The sequence below is a fragment of the Bradyrhizobium sp. 192 genome, from assembly GCF_023100965.1.
Lineage (GTDB): Bacteria > Pseudomonadota > Alphaproteobacteria > Rhizobiales > Xanthobacteraceae > Bradyrhizobium > Bradyrhizobium symbiodeficiens.
Map to the genome: position 1 here is coordinate 3063316 of NZ_CP064690.1, position 18837 is coordinate 3082152.

The following is an 18837-nucleotide window of genomic DNA, read 5'->3' on the forward strand; positions in this document are numbered from 1 at the left end:
GTCATGACGATGAATGCCACGATCGAGACCGCGCCCGGGCCGGATGCGGTGTCGCGGCGCCTGACCTTCGTGCTCGCCGCGGCCTGTGGCATGATCGCGGCCAACATCTACTACGCGCAGCCGCTGATCGCCCCGATCAGCGCCGCGCTCGGCCTGTCGCATGCGGCGGCCGGGCTGATCGTCACCATGACGCAGATCGGATACGGCACCGGGCTGCTGCTGATCGTGCCGCTCGGCGATCTCGTCGAGAACCGTATCCTGATCTGCTCCGTCATCACGCTCGGCGCGGCGGCCCTGCTCGCCGCCGCGTTCGCCACCCATGCGTTGCCGTTCCTGGTCGCCGCGCTGTTCATCGGCATCGGTTCGGTCGCGGTGCAGATCATCATTCCCTATGCCGCGCATCTGGCGCCGGAAGCCATCCGCGGCCGGGTCGTCGGCAACGTCTCGACCGGACTGATGCTCGGCATCATGCTGGCGCGTCCAGTGTCGAGCCTCGTCACTGCGGCGCTGTCGTGGCACGCGGTGTTCTTCGCCTCCGCCGCGCTGATGATCGTGCTGACGGCGGTGCTCTGGATGACGCTGCCGAACCGCAAGCCGGTGACGCGGATGCATTACGGCGAGCTGTTACTGTCGATGCCGCATCTGGTGCGGGCCACGCCGCTGTTGCGGCGCCGGGCGCTGTACCAGGCCAGCCTGTTCGGCTGCTTCACCTTGTTCTGGACGGTGGCGCCGCTCCAGCTCGCGGACGCATTCGGCTTTACCCAGCGCGGCATCGCGCTGTTCGCGCTGGCCGGTGTGGCCGGCGTGTTCGCAGCGCCGATCGCCGGACGGCTCGCCGATCGCGGCCATAGCCGCGTCGCGACGCTGGTCGCGATGCTGCTCGCGGCCGGGGGCTTCCTCGTGACCTGTCTCGGCGCGTCCGGCTCGATGCTGAACCTGGTCTGTCTGGTCGTGGCGGCGATCGCCATCGATGTCGGTGTCCAGGGCAATGTGGTGCTCGGCTTCCGCGCCATCTTCGCGCTCGGGCACGAGCACCGCAGCCGTCTCAACGGCCTCTACATGGCGACGTTCTTCACCGCGGGCGCGGCCGGCTCCGCGGTCGGCGCCTGGGCTTTCGCGCAAGGCGGCTGGACGCTCGCATCGGCCATCGGCCTCGCTCTGCCCGTCGCGGGCCTGCTCTATGCGGCGACCGAATAGCCGCCGGCCGGGCCCGATTGTGCGATGCGGTCGTTTACCAAGCCCCGGGCCCTAGGCCCCTTGATGCCTGCGGTGGCGCAATTTCGATCTCGCGGTTTGCCTGCGGCTGTAGTACTTTGGTCTCAATTGGGCCCGGTCAACGGGCGGCGGGGGAGGCTGATGAGGCGTGCGGGTTTGTCTGGCGTACCGCGGGTACGGCCATGGTCGTGGCAGGCGTTCCTGCTCGGATTCGTGGTTGTCGCAATATCTGCCGCGCTTCAGGGCATCTGTGTCGCGTTCGGCGCAAAGCTCTATTTCGCGGCGTTCCTGCCCAGCATCTTCGTGGTCGGATTTGTCGCGGGCGCACCCGCGGCGGCGTTCACCGCGCTGCTCACCATTCCGGTGGTGTGGTGGGCGTTCATGCCGCCGTTCTTCAAGTTCAGCGCGCTCTCCAGCGCGAACGCGGATTCCATCAATCTGTTCTTCCTGCTGGCCGTGTTCCTGATCGGCCTCGCCGATCTCTGCCGCGAGACGATGCGGATCACCACGAGCGGTGGGCGGAAGCCTCCGGGAGACAGCGCGGCAACGAATCCGCAATAAATGGTCCACTCACGACCGTGCGCGTTGCCTGCGCGCAACAGTCCGGCAACCATCCGCGAACTCGCCGTGCGCCGCTAACTTTTCGAAAAAGATTTGGCCGCAATTTCTCCCGCGAGAATGACGAGGGAGTTTTCGGACATGAACGGCCAAATCAGCGGTCAGGCCATTTTGGAGAACGTGCGCCGTTATCGCGGCATCGCATCGCTCTATCGGCAGACCGCCGCATTCCGCCCGGGCCAGAGCTGGTCGCTGCTCGAGCAGGCGAGCGATTGGGAGGCGCGGGCGCTGCTGGAGCTGGAAGCCTATTTCGCGACGCGCATGGACTACGCCGCTCCGCTCGCAGCCTGATCGTTAACCATCGCTCACGATATGATCGTGAGATCGGGTGCGGGCACCGCGAATTGTCCGCCCCAGGCGCGAACCTCCGGCAGCTGGGCGATGATCTCGTCCTTCAGACTTCGCCGCCACCTTCGCCTGAAAATCGTGATAGCTCGCGGGCTGGTGAGCCCAGCGACGGCCTCGCGCTGACGCAATTGCGCAAGACCCGTGGCAATTACGGAGTTGTCTCGCTGTCCGCCTGTGCTAGCAACGGGCCGATCGAAATCTCCTTCGCGTCGGCCGGGGCAAGCGATGACCACGTTCAACCGCATCTTCACGACCGAGCGTCTGCTCCAGATCATCGTGATTCTGGCGGCGACCGTCGCCATGAAGCTGATGAGCTGAATGCCGTCCGGTTATCGCGTGCCGAATTCGGGTACGTCGGGCAGATAGTTCGACCCTTCCGAGCCGAGAAAATCGAACATCGCCTGCGCCGGCGGCAGCAGCACCTTGTCGCTGCGTCGGATCACGTACCATTGCCGCACGATCGGCAGGCCGGCGACGTCGAGCACGACGAGGCGGCCCTCGGTGAGCTCATGCGCCACCGTGTGGGCCGAGATGAAGGCGATGCCGAGCCCGGCGATCACAGCCTGCTTGATGGTCTCGTTGCTGCTCATCTCCATGCCGACGATCGGCTCGAGGTCGGACTTCTGGAACATGCCCTCCATCAGCGTCCGCGTGCCCGAGCCGGGCTCACGGGTGAGGAAGGTCTCGTGCACGAGGTCGGTCAGGTTGAGGCCGGAATCCTTCTCCAGCCAGTGCCCCTTGCGCGCGACGATGATGTGCGGATTGCGCCCGAGCTGGCGGACGTCGACGGTGACGTCGGCCGGTGGCCGACCCATCACCGCGAAATCGAGGTCGTAGCCGTGCATGGCCTCGCGGATCTCCTCGCGATTGCCGATGGTGAGCTTGATCTCGATCTTGGGGTACCGCTTGGAGAATGCCGCGATCGCATGCGGCACGAAATATTTCGCGGTCGAGACCGCGCCGAGATGCACGCTGCCGCCGGTCCGCCCCGCGAGCAGGTCGAGCGCGCCTTGGCAGTCCATGATGGCGGCCTCGACCCGTTCGGCCAGCGTCAGCACCTCCTTGCCGGCCTCCGTCAGCAGCATGCCGTCGCCGGTCCGCTGCACCAGCGGCAGGCCGGCGAGGTCCTGAAGCTGCCGCAGCTGCTGAGTTACGGCCGGCTGGGTCAGCCCGAGATGGCCGGACGCCGCCGTCACGCTGCCCTTGGCCGAGAGCGCCGCGAGCGAACGCAGCTGCCGGATCGTCAGGTGCCGGAGCTGGGCGGTCGCGTGGCCGGGGCCATTATAAGAAAAATCTTTGACGCTCATTATGATTAGAAATTTTCCTTATTAAGCTGCCCCTGTCAATCTCCTGATGCCGGGACTGACCGTACCGACCTCCAGAGAGGAGGGAACTGGATACGGCACCGGCAAAGGGGATGGACGCAGATGACCGGGCAACTCAGGCTGGACGACCACCTTCAACGGTATTCCGAGACCGCGCCTCACGCGCTGGCCGTCGCGGCTGCGGTCGATGCCATCGCGACAGCGGCGATCGAGATCGCCGACCTGATCGCCACCGGCGATCTCGCGGACGCCTCCGGCCTGACCACCGGCCGCAACAGCGACGGCGACGTCCAGCGCGATCTCGACGTGCAGGCGGATGCGATCCTGCGCCGCTGCCTCAATAAGCTGCCGATCGCAGCGCTCGCCTCGGAAGAGATGCGCGAGGCCCAGATCTGCGACCGCGAGGGCCGCATCTGCATCGCGATCGATCCGCTCGACGGCTCCTCCAACATCGACATCAACATGACGGTCGGCACGATCTTCTCGATCCTGCCCGCGCCCGATGATCTCGCGCTCGCCTTCCATCAGCCCGGCACCGCGCAGCTTGCGGCGGGCTTCGTCACCTACGGCCCGCAGACCTCCCTGGTGCTGACGCTCGGCGAGGGCGTCGACATCTTCACGCTCGATCGCAAGGCCGGCTGCTTCCGCCTCGCGCGCAGCGGCGCGCAGATCGCCGAGGGCTGCGAGGAGTTCGCGATCAACGCATCGAACCGCCGGCACTGGGATCCGCCTGTGCGCGCCTTCGTCGACGAGTGCCTCGCCGGCGTCGAAGGGCCCGCCAACCACGATTTCAACATGCGCTGGGTCGGCTCGCTGGTCGCCGAGGCCTATCGCATCCTCACCCGCGGCGGCATCTTCCTCTATCCCTCGGACGCGCGCCCCGGCTACGGCGACGGCCGCCTGCGCCTGACTTACGAAGCGCATCCGATGGCCATGATCATCGAGCAGGCCGGCGGCTCCGCCACGACAGGACGCGAGCGCATCCTCGACCTCTCGGCGCAGAACCTGCACCAGCGCGTGCCGCTGATCATGGGTTCGAGCAACGAGGTGCGCCGGGTCGAGGAGTTGCATTGCGATCCGCTGCTGGTTGCCAGCGTCTCAGCGCCGTTGTTCGCGCGGCGCGGTTTCTTCAGGCTGTGAGGAGGGCGTCCGATGTCCAGGAAGCATCCCATCATCTCCATCACCGGCTCCTCCGGCGCGGGCACCACCTCGGTCAAGAAGACCTTCGAGCAGATATTCTTCCGCGAAAAGGTCAACGCGGCCTACATCGAGGGTGACGCGTTCCACCGCTACGACCGCGCCGAGATGCGCGCGCAGATGGCCAAGGAGGCCGATCGCGGCAACAAGCATTTCAGCCATTTCAGCCCCGAGACCAATTTGTTCGAGGAGCTGGAGCGCGCGTTCCGCGACTATGGCGAGACCGGCACCGCGACGACACGGCACTACGTGCATGACGCCGAGGAGTCCGCGCTGCATGGCACGGCGCCCGGTACCTTCACCGATTGGAAGAAGCTGCCTGAGAATTCGGACCTGCTGTTCTACGAGGGCCTGCACGGCGCCGTCGTCACCGACAAGGTCAATGTCGCCCGTTATGCCGACCTGAAGATCGGCGTCGTTCCGGTCATCAATCTCGAATGGATCCAGAAGCTGCACCGCGATCGCAGCGCGCGCGGTTATTCTACCGAGGCGGTCACCGACACCGTCCTGCGGCGGATGCCCGACTACATCCACTACATCTGCCCGCAATTTTCCGAGACCGACATCAACTTCCAGCGCGTGCCGACGGTCGACACCTCCAATCCGTTCGTCGCGCGCTGGATCCCGACGCCGGACGAATCGATGGTCGTGATCCGCTTCAAGAACCCGCGCGGCATCGACTTCCCCTATCTGCTCTCGATGCTGCCGCAAAGCTGGATGTCGCGCGCGAACTCGATCGTGTGTCCGGGCGCAAAGCTCGACCTCGCGATGCAGCTGATCCTGACGCCGCTGATCATGCAGCTGATCGAGCGCAAGCGAAATCTGAAGTGAACGAGGGGAGAATCCGATGAACATCTCCGTCCACGCCGAAGCCGACCTTTACGCGGTCAGCCACAACGATCTCGCCAACGCCGTCCGCTTCCTCGCGGTCGATGCCATCGAGACCTCGCAGTCGGGCCATCCCGGCCTGCCCATGGGCATGGCCGATGTCGCCACCGTGCTGTTCTCGCGCTTCCTGAAGTTCGACTCGGCGAATCCCAGCTGGCCGGATCGCGACCGCTTCGTGCTGTCGGCGGGCCACGGCTCGATGCTGCTCTATGCGCTGCTGCATCTGACGGGCGGCGATGTCAGCCTCGACGACATCAAGGCTTTCAGACAATGGGGCTCGAAGACGCCGGGCCACCCTGAATACGGCCATACGCCGGGCGTCGAGACCACGACGGGGCCGCTGGGGCAGGGCATCGCGACCGCGGTCGGCATGGCGCTGGCCGAGCGGATGGCCAATGCGCGTCATGGCGACGGCCTTATCGATCACTTCACCTACGTGATCGCCGGCGATGGCTGCCTGATGGAGGGCCTCAGCCAGGAGGCGATCTCGCTTGCCGGTCATCTTCAGCTCGGTCGTTTGATCGTGCTGTTCGATGACAACGGCATCTCGATCGACGGGCCAACCTCGCTGGCAACCTCCGACGACCAGCTCGCGCGCTTCGCCGCCTCCGGCTGGTCGGTGCGCAGCATCGACGGACACGATCCCGAAGCGATCGCAAAGGCGATCGCAGAGGAGCGCGAGACCGCAAAGCCGTCGCTGATCGCCTGCCGCACCATCATCGGCTACGGCGCGCCTGATAGACAGGGCACCGAGAAGGCGCACGGTGCACCGCTCGGGACCGAGCAGACAGCGGCCGCGCGCCGGGCTCTCGGCTGGGACTATCAGCCCTTCGTGGTTCCGATACCGATCCTCAAGGCATGGCGGATGATCGGGCAACGCGGGCAGGTCGATCGGCTCGCCTGGCTCGATCGCTATGAAGGAGCGACGCCCGAGCAGCGCGACATGTTCGTCGAAGGCAAGGCGGTTGCCCTGCCTGCCGCCTATGCGCTGGCCGCGGCGAAGTTGCGCGAACGCTTTGCGTCCGAGCGTCCGAAGCTCGCGACCCGGCAAGCCTCGCAACAGGTGCTCGACGGCATCGCCGGGACGATTGCCGGCCTGGTCGGCGGCTCCGCGGACCTGACGCATTCGAACCTCACGCACGCCAAGGTGCAAGTCTCCGTCAAGCGCGGGGCGTTCGCCGGCGACTACATCCACTATGGCATTCGCGAGCACGGCATGGCCGCCGCGATGAACGGCCTCGCACTGCATGGCGGCTTCATCCCCTATGGCGGCACCTTCCTGGCCTTCTCCGACTACAGCCGGCCGGCGATCCGCCTTGCGGCCCTGATGCGGCTGCGCGTCATCCATGTGATGACCCACGATTCCATCGGCCTCGGTGAGGACGGCCCGACGCACCAGCCGGTCGAGCATCTGGTGGCGCTGCGGGTGATCCCGAACCTCCTGGTGTTCCGCCCCGCCGACGCGGTGGAGACGCTGGAGGCCTGGGACTGCGCGCTCAATTCCGAAGACCGCCCCTCTGTGCTGTGCCTCTCGCGTCAGGCGTTGCCGACCTTCCGCAGCGATGCGCGCGGCAAAAACCGTGTCTCTCGCGGCGCCTATCTCGTCGTCTCGCCGGACGGCGGCCGCGACGTGACGCTGATCGCAACCGGCTCGGAGGTGTCGATTGCACTGGAAGCCGCTCGTTTGCTCGCGACCGAGCACATCCGCGCGGCCGTCGTATCCGCGCCTTGCTTCGCCCTGTTCGAGGAACAGCCGGACGAATACCGCGCCACCGTGCTCGGCACCGCGCCGCGCGTCGGGATCGAGGCGGCCGTACAGGGCGACTGGTCGCGCTGGATCGGCGCCGACGGCGAGTTCGTCGGCATGCGCGGCTTCGGCGCCTCGGCGCCGGCACCCGTGCTGTACCGCGAATTCGGCATCACATCGCAAAGCATTGCGGAAACCGCCCGCCGGGCAATCGCCCGCAAGAGGCAATAAGCAAACGACAATAAGGAGGACCACTCGTGGCACGTATCACCCTCAGGCAACTGCTCGACCACGCAGCCGGCCACGGCTACGCGGTGCCGGCGTTCAACATCAACAACATGGAGCAGGGCATCGCGATCATGCAGGCGGCGGCCGAGGTCGATGCGCCCGTCATCATCCAGGCCTCGCGTGGCGCGCGCAGCTATGCCGGCGATCTCATGCTCTCGCACATGATCGACGCGCTGGAGCGGACCTATCCGGACATTCCGCTCTGCATGCATCAGGACCACGGCAACGACGAGGCGACCTGCGCCTCCGCCATCGCCCACGGCTTCACGTCCGTCATGATGGACGGCTCGCTCAAGGCCGATGCCAAGACGGCCGCCGACTATGACTACAACGTCGCGATCACCCGCCGCGTCGTCGACCTCGCCCACTGGGTCGGCGCCTCCGTCGAAGGGGAGCTCGGCGTGCTCGGCTCGCTGGAACATGGCGGCGGCGAGCAGGAGGATGGTCACGGTGTCGAGGGCAAGGTCAGCCACGACCAGCTCCTGACCGACCCTGATCAGGCGGTCGACTTCGTCCGTGCCACCAAGGTCGATGCGCTCGCCATCGCCATGGGCACCTCGCACGGCGCCTACAAGTTCAGCCGCAAGCCGGATGGCGACATACTGGCGATGCGGGTGGTCGAGGAGATCCACCGCCGGCTGCCGAACACGCATCTGGTGATGCACGGCTCCTCGTCGGTGCCGCAGCCTCTCCAGGACATGTTCAATCAGTTCGGCGGCGAGATGCCCCAGACCTGGGGCGTGCCGGTCGGGGAGATCGTTCGCGGCATCAAGAGCGGCGTGCGCAAAGTCAATATCGACACCGACTGCCGCCTCGCAATGACGGCGGTGTTTCGCAAGGTCGCCGCGCAAACGCGTTCCGAGTTCGACCCGCGCAAGTTCCTGAAGCCCGCAATGGACGCGATGCGTGAGCTCTGCCGCGACCGGTTCGAGCAGTTCGGCACGGCGGGCCACGCCAGCAAGATCAAGGTCATTCCCTTGGGCGAGATGGCGCGGCGTTACCGCGCCGGCGAGCTCGATCCACGCGTCGACGCCCGCGAACCGGTCGCGGCCTGATCAATCGGAAAGAGCAGAAAAGACAGCAGGAGAGAGACATGAACGCACATGCAGGCACGGTCCGCGGCAAAGAGCGCTATCGCTCGGGTGTGATGGAATACGCGCGCATGGGCTATTGGGAGCCCGACTACGTGCCAAAGGACACCGACGTCATCGCGCTGTTTCGCGTGACGCCCCAGGAAGGCGTCGATCCGATCGAGGCCTCTGCTGCGGTGGCCGGAGAATCCTCGACCGCGACCTGGACCGTGGTGTGGACCGATCGCCTCACGGCCGCGGAGAAATATCGCGCGAAATGCTACCGCGTCGATCCGGTGCCGGGCACGCCGGGCTCGTATTTCGCCTACATCGCCTATGACCTCGACCTGTTCGAGCCGGGCTCGATTGCAAACCTCTCGGCCTCGATCATCGGCAACGTGTTCGGCTTCAAGCCGCTCAAGGCCCTTCGCCTGGAGGACATGCGCTTCCCGGTCGCCTATGTGAAGACGTTCCAGGGGCCCGCGACCGGCATCGTGGTCGAGCGCGAGCGGCTGGACAAGTTCGGCCGGCCGTTGCTCGGCGCGACGGTGAAGCCGAAGCTCGGGCTGTCGGGGCGCAACTATGGCCGCGTGGTCTACGAGGCGCTGAAGGGCGGACTCGACTTCACCAAGGACGACGAGAACATCAACTCGCAGCCCTTCATGCACTGGCGCGATCGCTTCCTCTACTGCATGGAGGCGGTGAACCGCGCGCAGGCGGCCTCGGGTGAGGCGAAAGGCACGTACCTGAACATCACAGCAGGCACGATGGAGGATATGTACGAGCGTGCCGAGTTCGCCAAGGAGCTCGGGTCCTGCATCGTGATGATCGACCTCGTGATCGGCTACACCGCGATCCAGTCGATGGCCAAATGGGCGCGGCGCAACGACATGATCCTGCATCTGCATCGCGCCGGTCACTCGACTTATACGCGGCAGAAGAGCCACGGCGTGTCGTTCCGCGTCATCGCCAAGTGGATGCGGCTCGCGGGTGTCGACCACATCCATGCCGGGACGGTGGTCGGCAAGCTCGAAGGCGATCCCAACACCACGCGCGGCTATTACGACGTCTGCCGCGAGGATTTCAACCCGACCAAGCTCGAGCACGGCCTGTTCTTCGATCAGTCCTGGGCGAGCCTGAACAAGATGATGCCGGTCGCCTCCGGCGGCATCCATGCCGGCCAGATGCACCAGCTGCTCGATCTGCTCGGCGAAGACGTCGTGCTGCAGTTCGGCGGCGGCACCATCGGTCATCCCATGGGCATTGCGGCCGGCGCGATCGCCAACCGCGTGGCGCTGGAAGCGATGATCCTCGCCCGTAACGAAGGGCGCGACTACGTCCACGAAGGTCCGGAGATCCTGGCCAGGGCGGCCGAGACCTGCACGCCGTTGAAGGCTGCGCTCGAGGTCTGGAAGGACGTGACGTTCAATTATCAATCCACCGACACGCCGGACTTCGTGCCGACCGCGCTCGAAACAGTTTGAGGAGACGCAGCATGAAACTCACTCAGGGTTGCTTTTCGTTCCTGCCCGGTCTCACCGACGACCAGATCTATAAGCAGGTGCAGTATTGCCTTGGAAACGGCTGGGCGGTGAATATCGAGTTCACCGACGATCCTCATCCCCGCAATACCTATTGGGAGATGTGGGGCCTGCCGATGTTCGACCTTCAGGACGCCGCCGGCGTCATGATGGAGCTCGCGGAGTGCCGCAGGGTGTATGGTAACAGTTACATTCGCATCAGCGGATTCGATTCCAGCCATGGCTGGGAGTCGGTGCGGATCTCCTTCATCGTCAACCGGCCGCCGCATGAGGCGGAGTTCGAGCTGGTGCGGCAGGAAGTCGGTGGCCGTGCGATCCGTTACACCACTGTGCGCAAGCCGACCGTGCACGCGTCGACTTGAGCCATCCGCTTCCGCGCGGAGCTCTCCCTGCTCCGCATCCTTGGCGGACCACTGCTTCGCCGCTCCTCCGCGGCGAAGCTCTTTTCTTCGAGGGTAGCCATGCTGGATGTTCCCCACGCAACCACGACCGAGTCCGGCGAAATCCAATTCGATCTCCGCAAGGAAGCCGAAGCGGCCGGGATCACCGACACGCTGCAGCAGCTCGAGGAGGAGCTGATCGGATTGAGGCCGGTGAAGAACCGCGTGCGCCAGATCGCCTCGCTGCTGCTGATCGAGCGCATCAGGCAGCGCGCGGGCCTGGCATCGTCTCCGCCGACGCTGCACATGTCGTTCACCGGCAATCCCGGCACCGGCAAGACCACGGTGGCGCTGCGCATGGCCAGGATCCTGCATGGTCTCGGCTTCGTGCGGCGCGGACAGGTGATATCGGTCACGCGCGACGATCTCGTCGGGCAATATATCGGCCACACCGCGCCGAAGACCAAGGAAATCCTGAAGAAGGCGATGGGCGGCGTGCTGTTCATCGACGAGGCCTACTATCTGCATCGCCCCGATAACGAGCGCGACTACGGCCAGGAGGCCATCGAGATCCTGCTCCAGGTGATGGAGAACCAGCGCGAGGACCTCGTCGTGATCCTCGCCGGCTATGGCGAGCGGATGACGAGCTTCTTCGCCTCCAACCCCGGCTTCCGTTCCCGCATCGCCCACCACATCGACTTTCCGGACTATGCCGAGGACGAGCTACTCGTTATCGCCGAGCTGATGCTGAAGGAGCGGGGTTATCGCTTCTCGGCGGCGGCGCGCGAGGCCTTCGAGAAGTATATCGCGCTGCGCCGGACCCAGCCGTTCTTCTCCAACGCGCGCTCGATCCGCAACGCCGTCGACCGCATCCGGCTGCGGCAAGCCGATCGGCTGGTGTCCGATCTCGACCGCATGCTCGATGTCGCCGATCTCGAAACCGTCGATCCCATGGACGTCCTTGCGAGCCGTGTCTTCAGTGGCGGCACCGAGGCGCGGAGTGCAAAACCATGACCAGAGAGATCATCATCGCTCCCTCGATCCTGGCTGCGGATTTTGCGCGCCTCGGCGAGGAGATCGCGGCAATCGACACGGCCGGCGCCGACTGGATCCATTGCGACGTCATGGACGGACATTTCGTGCCGAACATCAGCTTCGGGGCCGATGTCATCAAGGCGATCAGGCCGTCGACGACAAAGATCTTCGACGTGCATCTCATGATCGCGCCTGTCGATCCCTATCTCGAGGCGTTCGCGAAGGCGGGGGCTGACGTCATCACCGTTCATGCCGAAGCCGGCGCCCATCTCGATCGTTCGCTTCAGACCATCCGCGCGCTCGGCAAGAAGGCCGGTGTCAGCCTGTGCCCGTCAACGCCCGAGAGCGCGATCGAATACGTGCTCGATCGTCTCGACCTCGTACTGGTGATGACGGTCAATCCGGGATTTGGCGGCCAGTCCTTCCTTGAATCCCAGCTCCCCAAGATCGAGCGGATCAAAGCCATGATCGGCGACCGGCCGATCCGGCTCGAGGTTGACGGCGGTGTCACGCGCGACAATGCCGCTGCCGTGGCCGCCGCGGGCGCCGATACGCTGGTGGCGGGTTCCGCGGTGTTTCGCGGCAAGAGCGTTGCCGAATATGCCGCAAATATCGCGACCATTCGGACCGCCGCCGAGACGGGCCGAGTTCCGAAGCGGCAAGATAATGCCGTGCAGCCGATGCGCATCGGCGAAGGCGCGCGCATCCGGTAAATTACGTAGGGCATTGCCAAGCGATTGGGCCGAGGTGTCGGTCGTCTCATCGGTCGCATTTTTCTCCGGGTTCCTACGGAGAATCCAACGCGACTCGGCAATCCCCTTCATGACGGGGTAACCAACGGTACCGAAGCACGCGCGCGATTAACGGGGATGCAATGCGCCGCTCCACAATCTGTGGTTCAAGAGCTGCAGAGAGCGTGGGATGCACATTCAATATATTCACTGGAATGCGACCCATGGCTGGCGCGGAGCGGATGCCCTGCGCGAGCCTCCCCAACTCGTGCTCTATTTCGGCAACCGTGAGCAATTGGCGGACGGCGAACGTTATCGAGAGCTGCGCGGTCTCTATCCCGAAAGCCATATCGTCGGTTGCAGCACCGGCGGACAAATCCATGGCGACGACATCTGCGATGACGAAGTCATCGCGGTCGCCCTTCGCTTCACTCATACGCAAGTGCGACTGGTGCAGGAGGTCGTCGAAACCCGCGATGCGTCGCGGGCTTGCGGCGCGCGCCTTGCCCGCCAGGCGCAGGCGGCGGATCTGGCGGGTCTGTTTGTCCTGTCCGACGGATTGGCGGTGAACGGCGGCGAACTGCTTGCTGGAATCACCGAGGTTCTGGGACCGGATTTGCCTGTTACCGGCGGGCTCGCCGGCGACGGCACCCGGTTTGAACAGACGATCGTCGGAGCCGACGCCGAACCGTCGCCGAACCGCGTCGCCGCAATCGCATTCTACGGCGCCTCGTTCCGTTTCGCGCATGGCTGTGCCGGCGGCTGGGATGTGTTCGGCCCGCGCCGCAGGGTGACGAAGTCGGAAGGATCCGTGGTCGTGGAGCTCGACGGCGAGCCGCCGCTGGACCTCTACACGCGCTATCTCGGCGAGGAAGAAGCCGAGGCGATGCCGGGTTCAGGCCTGGCGTTCCCTTTGCGCATTCACGACGAGGCCGAGCCGGACCGGCAGATCGTACGCTCGGTGTTCGCAGTGGATCGCAATGCCGGCACCCTGACGTTCGCAGCCGACATTCCGGAAGGATGCACTGCGCAATTGATGCGGGCCAATTTCGACAGTCTCGCCGCCGGTGCCGGCGAAGCCGGCAGGCAGGCGCGCAGCGCGCTCGCGGAGGGCGTTGCCGGCGACAAGCTTGCCATCCTGGTGAGCTGTACCGGTCGCCGCAGGGTCATGGGGCAGCGCACACAGGACGAGCTGGACGCCGTTGCCGCCGAGCTCGGCGAGGATTTCGTCCGGATCGGATTCTACTCCTACGGAGAGATCGCCCCACCGGCGGCGTCCGGCCGCTGCGAGCTGCACAACCAGACCATGACCGTTACCGTCATCGCGGAGGCGGCAGCTTGACCATGCACCGGCTGCTCGCAAGACAGATTCGCCAGTCGACGGATGAATCCGGCCAGGTCGACCTGACCAGGCTCGGCGAGCTCGTCAGTGCGGCCTACGAGGAGGGCGATCGAGATCGCCGCCGCACCGACCGTGCGATCAAGCTGATGATCGAGGAACTCGAACAGACGCACAAACGCGCCGAACAGGATCTGCGGCGCGCGCGCGAATTCCTCGACAGCATCATCGAGAACATCCCGATCGCGGTATTCGCCAAGGATGCGAAGGATTCCCGCTACGTCCTGCTCAACCGCGCCGGCGAAGCGTATTACGGCATGCCGCGCGAGGCGATGCTGGGCAAGACTCCACAGCAGATCTTTCCGGACCATATCGCCCGCGTCGTCAACGAGCAGGATCGCCGCGTCGTCGACAGCGGCACGCCGATGTTCCTGGAGGGGCATCTGCTCGAAATCGGCGTGAAGGGCCACGATCGTCTGGTCAATTCGCGCAAGCTGCTGGTCAGGGACGGCAGCGGCGCGCCGCGATATCTGGTCGGCGTGATCGAGGACGTCACCGAGAGGATCACGAACGAGGCGCGGATCAGCCATCTTGCGCATCATGACGCGTTGACCGACCTGCCGAACCGCAGCGCCTTCAACGCCGCACTCGGCGAGCGGTTGGAGCGGGCGCAGGAGGCGGCAAATAGTTTTGCCGTGCTCAGCCTCGATCTCGACCGCTTCAAGGAGGTCAACGACGTGTTCGGCCATCCGGTCGGCGACATGCTGATGCGGGCGGCGGCCGACCGGCTTGCCGCGGAAGCCGACGGCGCCTTCGTCGCTCGTATCGGCGGCGACGAGTTCATGATCCTGATGCCCGACGATATCAGCCGCGATGACGCCCTCGCGCTCGCCGAACGGCTGGTCGAGACGATCGGCAAGGAGCTCGAGGTCGACGATTATCTCCCCCATGTCGGCCTCAGCGTCGGCATCGCGTTTTATCCCGATGACGGCGTGAATGCCGTCACCTTGCTCGCCAACGCCGATTCAGCGCTCTATCGCGCCAAGCGTGAGGGCCGTGGGCGCGTCCGCGTCTTCGAACCCGAGATGGACCAGGAGCTGCGAGACCGCAGGCTGTTGCAGCACGATCTGCGGCAGGCGCTGGAGCTGAACCAGTTCCTGGTCTACTTCCAGCCGCAGGCGCGGGTGGACGGCGAGATCATCGGCTTCGAGGCCCTGCTGCGTTGGAATCATCCGACGCGCGGCTTCGTGCCGCCGGACCAGTTCATTCCGCTGGCCGAGGAGAATGGGCTGATCGTTGAGATCGGCGAATGGGTCTTGCGCGAAGCGTGCCGTGAGGCGGCATCCTGGCCGCGCCCGCTGCAGGTCGCCGTCAATCTCTCGCCGGTCCAGTTCCAGGCCGGTGATCTCGAACGTTCGATCCACCAGATCCTGCTGGAGACCGGGCTTACGCCGACGCGGCTCGAGGTCGAGATCACCGAGGGCGTGCTGATCGGCGATTTCACCCGCGCGCTCAATCTGCTGCGACGGCTGAAAGCGCTCGGCCTCCGCATCGCGATGGACGATTTCGGCACCGGCTATTCCTCGCTGTCCTATCTGCAGTCGTTCCCGTTCGACAAGATCAAGATCGATCGCAGCTTCATCTCCAATCTCGACGCGACGCCGCAATCGGCCGAGATCGTCCGCGCGGTCCTGAGCCTCGCGCACGCCCTGAATATCCCGGTCATCGCCGAGGGGGTGGAGACGGAAGCGCAGCGTGCCTTCCTGGCGCGGGAGGCCTGCGAGGAGATGCAGGGCTATCTGGTCGGCCGGCCCGACCTGATCGAGCGCTATCTCGACCTGGTCGGCGTGACCGTGGAGCGCCGGCTCTACGCCTAGCCGACGGATCCGGGCCTCCGGGCGTCGATCGACACGGGTTTGGAACTTTGGGTCGGACATATATTTCCTAATAGCAAGCCGAGGCCAAGCCCGCGCTGGGCGCAGAAAATCTTTTGCACAACCGCCATCGGCCTGACGCAAATCAGGGCAATAAGCTCAGTAAATGCGAGGGAGGGTCTCATGGAGAACGTACGTCGCTACCGGGCGCTGGCGTCGCTCTGCCGTCAGCAGGCGGCTTACCGGCCGCTTCAGACCTGGGAGCTCCTCGGCCAGGCCGAACATTTCGAACATCTCGCCGAGGTCGAGCTCAAGGCTCATTTCGACGCGTGCAATGTGCCACACAACGAGGACGCCGCCGTGCCCGCGACGTGGGAGACCCCGGTCGCGGCGTGACGGCGCCTGTTGGTCTCAATGCGACATCAGCGTCGGGACCGTCATGGCTTCCAGCATGGCGCGGCTGACGCCGCCGAGAACGCGCTCCTGCAAGCGCGAATGGCCGTAGCCGCCCATCACCAGGAGATCGAGCGCCTCGTCGGCCGCCAGCGACAGGATGGTCGGCTGGATGTCGGCGCGGCTCGCCGACAGGCCGACCGTGCGGGTCGACAATCCGCGCCGGCCGAGATGTCTCGCCAGGTTGCTCGCTGACGCTTCGTCTGACACGGCCTTGGCTTCGTTGATGGTGATGATCACGATCTCGTCGGCGCGCGCCAGGAACGGTGCGGCGTCGTGCACGGCGCGGGCCGCAAGGCGGCTGCCGTCCCAGCAGATCCCGATCCGGCTTGCCTTGAAAGCTCCATGGAAGGTGTAGGGCAGGAACAACACCGGACCGCCTGCCTGGAACAGGATCTCGCGCGGTACGTCGTTGTCGAACGAACCCTGCGCAGGATCAGGCTGGAGCACGACGCTGAGGTCGTGCAGTCGCGCCATCTCGCCGAGCGAGCCGGCTGCATCCGCCGGGATCGCGCCGAGCGCGCGGCAGCCGTAGGAGACGCCGGCGTTCGCCGCTTCGACGCCAAACACCGCGAGCGCGGCCTCGGCCCGCTCCACGGCGCGCTCGCGCTCCAGCTCGAACACGGCTGCCACCGCGGCGCCGCCCTCCATCACGTAAGCGGCACTGGTTGCGACATAGCCGATCGCGACCGCGTCGAGATGGGCGTTGAACTGCGCCGCGAGCGAAATCGAGCCGTCGATCGCCGAGCGCATCGGGCGTTCGGTGGGGATGTGGACGAGAATGTCTTTGTACATGGCGCGCCTCCGAGGGACATCATCCGGTGGCCGCAGTTTTTCACTGTCGGAAGGACGCGCGTTGAGCTGCATCAAATGCGCGGGCGGCGATCTTCCGCGGGGCCGCGCGCGTTCTTTGCCAAGATTTAATCGGACGGACGGGACGTCGTAAGGTGACAGGGACCATGTTGGAGACAAGGCGACACCTTACCAACATGGACATTTCGACATGAACGATCGCGTCAATTCCGACATCCCGACGTCCCGCAGGATCTTGAGGCCGCGCCGGCTGGCGCTGCTCGGCACCGTCGCCGCGCTCGGCGTGGCCGTTCTGGCGGTTTCTCCCGGCTCCTTGCCGTTCGGTCCGAGCTCTTTCATTGCGCCGGCCCAGGCCGCGGAATCCGCAACGACTCCGCCGGGCTTCGGTGATCTGGTCAGCAAGGTCAAGCCCGCCGTCATCTCGGTGCGGGTCAAGATCGACCAGGACAACGACAAGAGCGCGATGCTGCAACAGAACCGGATGGATCAGGACGAGGATTCTCCGTTCGACCAGTTCTCCCGGCAGTTCGGGTTCCGCGGCCCGGGCGGCATGAACGGCATGCCGCGCCAGCGCCATCAGATGATCACGGGCGAAGGCTCCGGCTTCTTCATTTCCGCCGACGGCTACGCCGTCACCAACAACCACGTCGTCGACCACGCCGAGTCGGTGCAGGTGACCCTGGATGACGGCACCAGTTACACCGCCAAGGTGGTCGGCACCGATCCGAAGACCGATCTCGCGCTGATCAAGGTCGACGGCAAGAAGGATTTTCCGTTCGTCAAGTTCTCCGACCAGAAGCCGCGCATCGGCGACTGGGTGGTTGCGGTCGGCAATCCCTTCGGCCTCGGCGGCACCGTGACCGCCGGCATCGTCTCGGCCAGTGGCCGCGACATCGGCAACGGTCCCTATGACGACTTCATCCAGATCGATGCGCCCATCAACAAGGGCAATTCCGGCGGCCCGGCCTTCGACATGAACGGCAACGTGATCGGCGTGAACACCGCGATCTTCTCGCCCTCCGGCGGTTCGGTCGGCATCGGGTTCGACATTCCGGCCTCGACCGCAAAGCTCGTCGTCGCGCAGCTGAAGGACAAGGGCGCGGTGACCCGTGGCTGGCTCGGTGTGCAAGTGCAGCCGGTCACCGCCGAGATCGCCGACAGCCTCGGGCTGAAGGAGGCGCGCGGCGCCATCGTCGACAACCCGCAGGACGGCAGCCCGGCGGCGAAGGCCGGCATCGAGGCGGGTGACGTCATCACCGCCGTCAACGGCAAGGCGGTCAAGGATTCGCGAGACCTTGCCCGCACGATCGCGACCCTTGCGCCCGGCAGCTCGGTGAAGCTCGACGTCTTCCACAAAGGCGACAGCAAAACGGTGACGCTGGCGCTCGGCGAACTGCCAAACGAACGGCAAGCCAAGGCCGATGTTGGCAAGGAACAGTCGGCCCCCGGCACTCCGCGCCTCGGTCTTGCTCTGGCTCCGGCCGGTGACGTCCAGGGCGCCGGCCAGAAGGGCGTCGTCGTCACCGAGGTCGATCCGCAAGGTCCGGCGGCGCAGCGTGGCATCCAGACCGGCGACGTCATCCTCAATGTCGGCGGCCAGGCCGTCGCCAATGTCGGCGATGTCCGCTCCGAGCTGGCGCAGGCCAAATCGTCCGGCAAGCGCAGCGTGCTGTTGCAGGTCAGGAACGCGCAGGCGACCCGGTTCGTCGCGGTACCGCTCGCCTGAGGCGAATGTCGATCGGCATCGAACAAGAAAGGCGGCCCTCATGGCCGCCTTTTCCGTTCGCCTTCAGGCTTGCCGGGATGCGCTCGATAACATTCTCGTCAACGGCAGCGATGATGAGCCGGTTCGTCCGAAAAAGCCGTGTTCGCTCATCAGAGTTCCGAGTCGTGCAAGTCTCTGGAGGCAACGATGCCGCCGGCATGGGTTGCAAGCGTGGAACTTCGAACCTGCCGCCGCTTTGTGGAACTGGCC

General features: G+C 65.4%; 17 protein-coding genes. 15 read left to right on the plus strand and 2 right to left on the minus strand.

Annotated features, from left to right (window positions below):
* Positions 1-3 precede the first annotated feature (3 nt).
* The 3 genes from IVB24_RS13910 to IVB24_RS13920 all read left to right on the plus strand — a co-directional run bounded on the left by IVB24_RS13910 (position 4) and on the right by IVB24_RS13920 (position 2124).
* A complete protein-coding gene (locus IVB24_RS13910; RefSeq protein ID WP_247773236.1) occupies positions 4-1197 on the plus strand; it encodes an MFS transporter in 1194 nt (397 codons plus the stop codon).
* A 159-nt stretch (positions 1198-1356) separates the two neighbouring features.
* Positions 1357-1776, plus strand: a complete 420-nt coding sequence (locus IVB24_RS13915; RefSeq protein WP_166474369.1) for a DUF4118 domain-containing protein — start codon at positions 1357-1359, stop codon at positions 1774-1776.
* Positions 1777-1914: 138 nt separating this feature from the next.
* Positions 1915-2124 carry a hypothetical protein gene (locus IVB24_RS13920; protein WP_094975562.1) on the plus strand — a complete coding sequence of 70 codons (210 nt, stop codon included), beginning with the start codon at positions 1915-1917 and terminating at the stop codon, positions 2122-2124.
* 386 nt (positions 2125-2510) lie between these two features.
* On the opposite strand, the gene IVB24_RS13925 is transcribed toward IVB24_RS13920, so the two are convergent.
* On the minus strand, positions 2511-3488 hold the full coding sequence (locus tag IVB24_RS13925; RefSeq protein ID WP_247773237.1) for a LysR family transcriptional regulator: 978 nt from the start codon (positions 3486-3488) through the stop codon (positions 2511-2513).
* A 120-nt stretch (positions 3489-3608) separates the two neighbouring features.
* Here IVB24_RS13925 and IVB24_RS13930 point away from each other — a divergent pair, with 120 nt between their 5' ends.
* The 11 genes from IVB24_RS13930 (at position 3609) to IVB24_RS13980 (ending at position 15992) form a co-directional block, all read left to right on the plus strand.
* A complete protein-coding gene (locus IVB24_RS13930) occupies positions 3609-4646 on the plus strand; it encodes a class 1 fructose-bisphosphatase (protein ID WP_247773238.1) in 1038 nt (345 codons plus the stop codon).
* Positions 4647-4658: 12 nt separating this feature from the next.
* Positions 4659-5534: a phosphoribulokinase gene (locus IVB24_RS13935; RefSeq protein ID WP_094975560.1), complete on the plus strand. Its 876-nt coding sequence runs from the start codon at positions 4659-4661 to the stop codon at positions 5532-5534.
* Between the two features lie 16 nt (positions 5535-5550).
* Positions 5551-7569, plus strand: a complete 2019-nt coding sequence (gene tkt, locus IVB24_RS13940) for a transketolase (protein WP_247773239.1) — start codon at positions 5551-5553, stop codon at positions 7567-7569.
* A gap of 26 nt (positions 7570-7595) precedes the next feature.
* Positions 7596-8681, plus strand: a complete 1086-nt coding sequence (gene fba / locus IVB24_RS13945; protein WP_247773241.1) for a class II fructose-bisphosphate aldolase — start codon at positions 7596-7598, stop codon at positions 8679-8681.
* Between the two features lie 38 nt (positions 8682-8719).
* Entirely contained in the window at positions 8720-10180 is a 1461-nt protein-coding gene (locus tag IVB24_RS13950; protein WP_094975557.1) for a form I ribulose bisphosphate carboxylase large subunit, read from the plus strand.
* An 11-nt stretch (positions 10181-10191) separates the two neighbouring features.
* Positions 10192-10599 carry a ribulose bisphosphate carboxylase small subunit gene (locus tag IVB24_RS13955; protein WP_247773243.1) on the plus strand — a complete coding sequence of 136 codons (408 nt, stop codon included), beginning with the start codon at positions 10192-10194 and terminating at the stop codon, positions 10597-10599.
* Between the two features lie 99 nt (positions 10600-10698).
* A complete protein-coding gene (gene cbbX, locus IVB24_RS13960) occupies positions 10699-11631 on the plus strand; it encodes a CbbX protein (RefSeq protein WP_247773245.1) in 933 nt (310 codons plus the stop codon).
* Positions 11628-12365 carry a ribulose-phosphate 3-epimerase gene (rpe, locus tag IVB24_RS13965; protein WP_247773247.1) on the plus strand — a complete coding sequence of 246 codons (738 nt, stop codon included), beginning with the start codon at positions 11628-11630 and terminating at the stop codon, positions 12363-12365. The genes cbbX and rpe overlap by 4 nt, the downstream gene beginning before the upstream one ends.
* A 208-nt stretch (positions 12366-12573) precedes the next feature.
* Positions 12574-13725, plus strand: coding sequence for an FIST N-terminal domain-containing protein (locus IVB24_RS13970; protein ID WP_140477657.1), 1152 nt, complete (start codon positions 12574-12576; stop codon positions 13723-13725).
* 2 nt (positions 13726-13727) lie between these two features.
* Complete coding sequence (locus tag IVB24_RS13975) at positions 13728-15599, plus strand: EAL domain-containing protein (protein WP_247774090.1); 1872 nt, start codon at positions 13728-13730, stop codon at positions 15597-15599.
* A gap of 180 nt (positions 15600-15779) precedes the next feature.
* A complete protein-coding gene (locus IVB24_RS13980; protein WP_166474375.1) occupies positions 15780-15992 on the plus strand; it encodes a hypothetical protein in 213 nt (70 codons plus the stop codon).
* Between the two features lie 15 nt (positions 15993-16007).
* On the opposite strand, the gene IVB24_RS13985 is transcribed toward IVB24_RS13980, so the two are convergent.
* Positions 16008-16844 carry a universal stress protein gene (locus IVB24_RS13985; RefSeq protein WP_247773249.1) on the minus strand — a complete coding sequence of 279 codons (837 nt, stop codon included), beginning with the start codon at positions 16842-16844 and terminating at the stop codon, positions 16008-16010.
* A 208-nt stretch (positions 16845-17052) separates the two neighbouring features.
* Between IVB24_RS13985 and IVB24_RS13990 the strand changes: the two genes are divergently transcribed.
* Positions 17053-18588, plus strand: a complete 1536-nt coding sequence (locus IVB24_RS13990) for a Do family serine endopeptidase (RefSeq protein WP_247773251.1) — start codon at positions 17053-17055, stop codon at positions 18586-18588.
* The last annotated feature ends 249 nt before the right edge of the window (positions 18589-18837 follow it).

Bases quoted from the DNA above. Each gene is read 5' to 3' on its own strand.
- IVB24_RS13910 (WP_247773236.1), top strand. From the start codon at position 4: ATGACGATGAATGCCACGATCGAGACCGCGCCCGGGCCGGATGCGGTG.
- IVB24_RS13915 (WP_166474369.1), top strand. From the start codon at position 1,357: ATGAGGCGTGCGGGTTTGTCTGGCGTACCGCGGGTACGGCCATGGTCG.
- IVB24_RS13920 (WP_094975562.1), top strand. From the start codon at position 1,915: ATGAACGGCCAAATCAGCGGTCAGGCCATTTTGGAGAACGTGCGCCGT.
- IVB24_RS13925 (WP_247773237.1), bottom strand. From the start codon at position 3,488: ATGAGCGTCAAAGATTTTTCTTATAATGGCCCCGGCCACGCGACCGCC.
- IVB24_RS13930 (WP_247773238.1), top strand. From the start codon at position 3,609: ATGACCGGGCAACTCAGGCTGGACGACCACCTTCAACGGTATTCCGAG.
- IVB24_RS13935 (WP_094975560.1), top strand. From the start codon at position 4,659: ATGTCCAGGAAGCATCCCATCATCTCCATCACCGGCTCCTCCGGCGCG.
- tkt (WP_247773239.1), top strand. From the start codon at position 5,551: ATGAACATCTCCGTCCACGCCGAAGCCGACCTTTACGCGGTCAGCCAC.
- IVB24_RS13950 (WP_094975557.1), top strand. From the start codon at position 8,720: ATGAACGCACATGCAGGCACGGTCCGCGGCAAAGAGCGCTATCGCTCG.
- IVB24_RS13955 (WP_247773243.1), top strand. From the start codon at position 10,192: ATGAAACTCACTCAGGGTTGCTTTTCGTTCCTGCCCGGTCTCACCGAC.
- cbbX (WP_247773245.1), top strand. From the start codon at position 10,699: ATGCTGGATGTTCCCCACGCAACCACGACCGAGTCCGGCGAAATCCAA.
- rpe (WP_247773247.1), top strand. From the start codon at position 11,628: ATGACCAGAGAGATCATCATCGCTCCCTCGATCCTGGCTGCGGATTTT.
- IVB24_RS13970 (WP_140477657.1), top strand. From the start codon at position 12,574: ATGCACATTCAATATATTCACTGGAATGCGACCCATGGCTGGCGCGGA.
- IVB24_RS13975 (WP_247774090.1), top strand. From the start codon at position 13,728: ATGCACCGGCTGCTCGCAAGACAGATTCGCCAGTCGACGGATGAATCC.
- IVB24_RS13980 (WP_166474375.1), top strand. From the start codon at position 15,780: ATGGAGAACGTACGTCGCTACCGGGCGCTGGCGTCGCTCTGCCGTCAG.
- IVB24_RS13985 (WP_247773249.1), bottom strand. From the start codon at position 16,844: ATGTACAAAGACATTCTCGTCCACATCCCCACCGAACGCCCGATGCGC.
- IVB24_RS13990 (WP_247773251.1), top strand. From the start codon at position 17,053: ATGAACGATCGCGTCAATTCCGACATCCCGACGTCCCGCAGGATCTTG.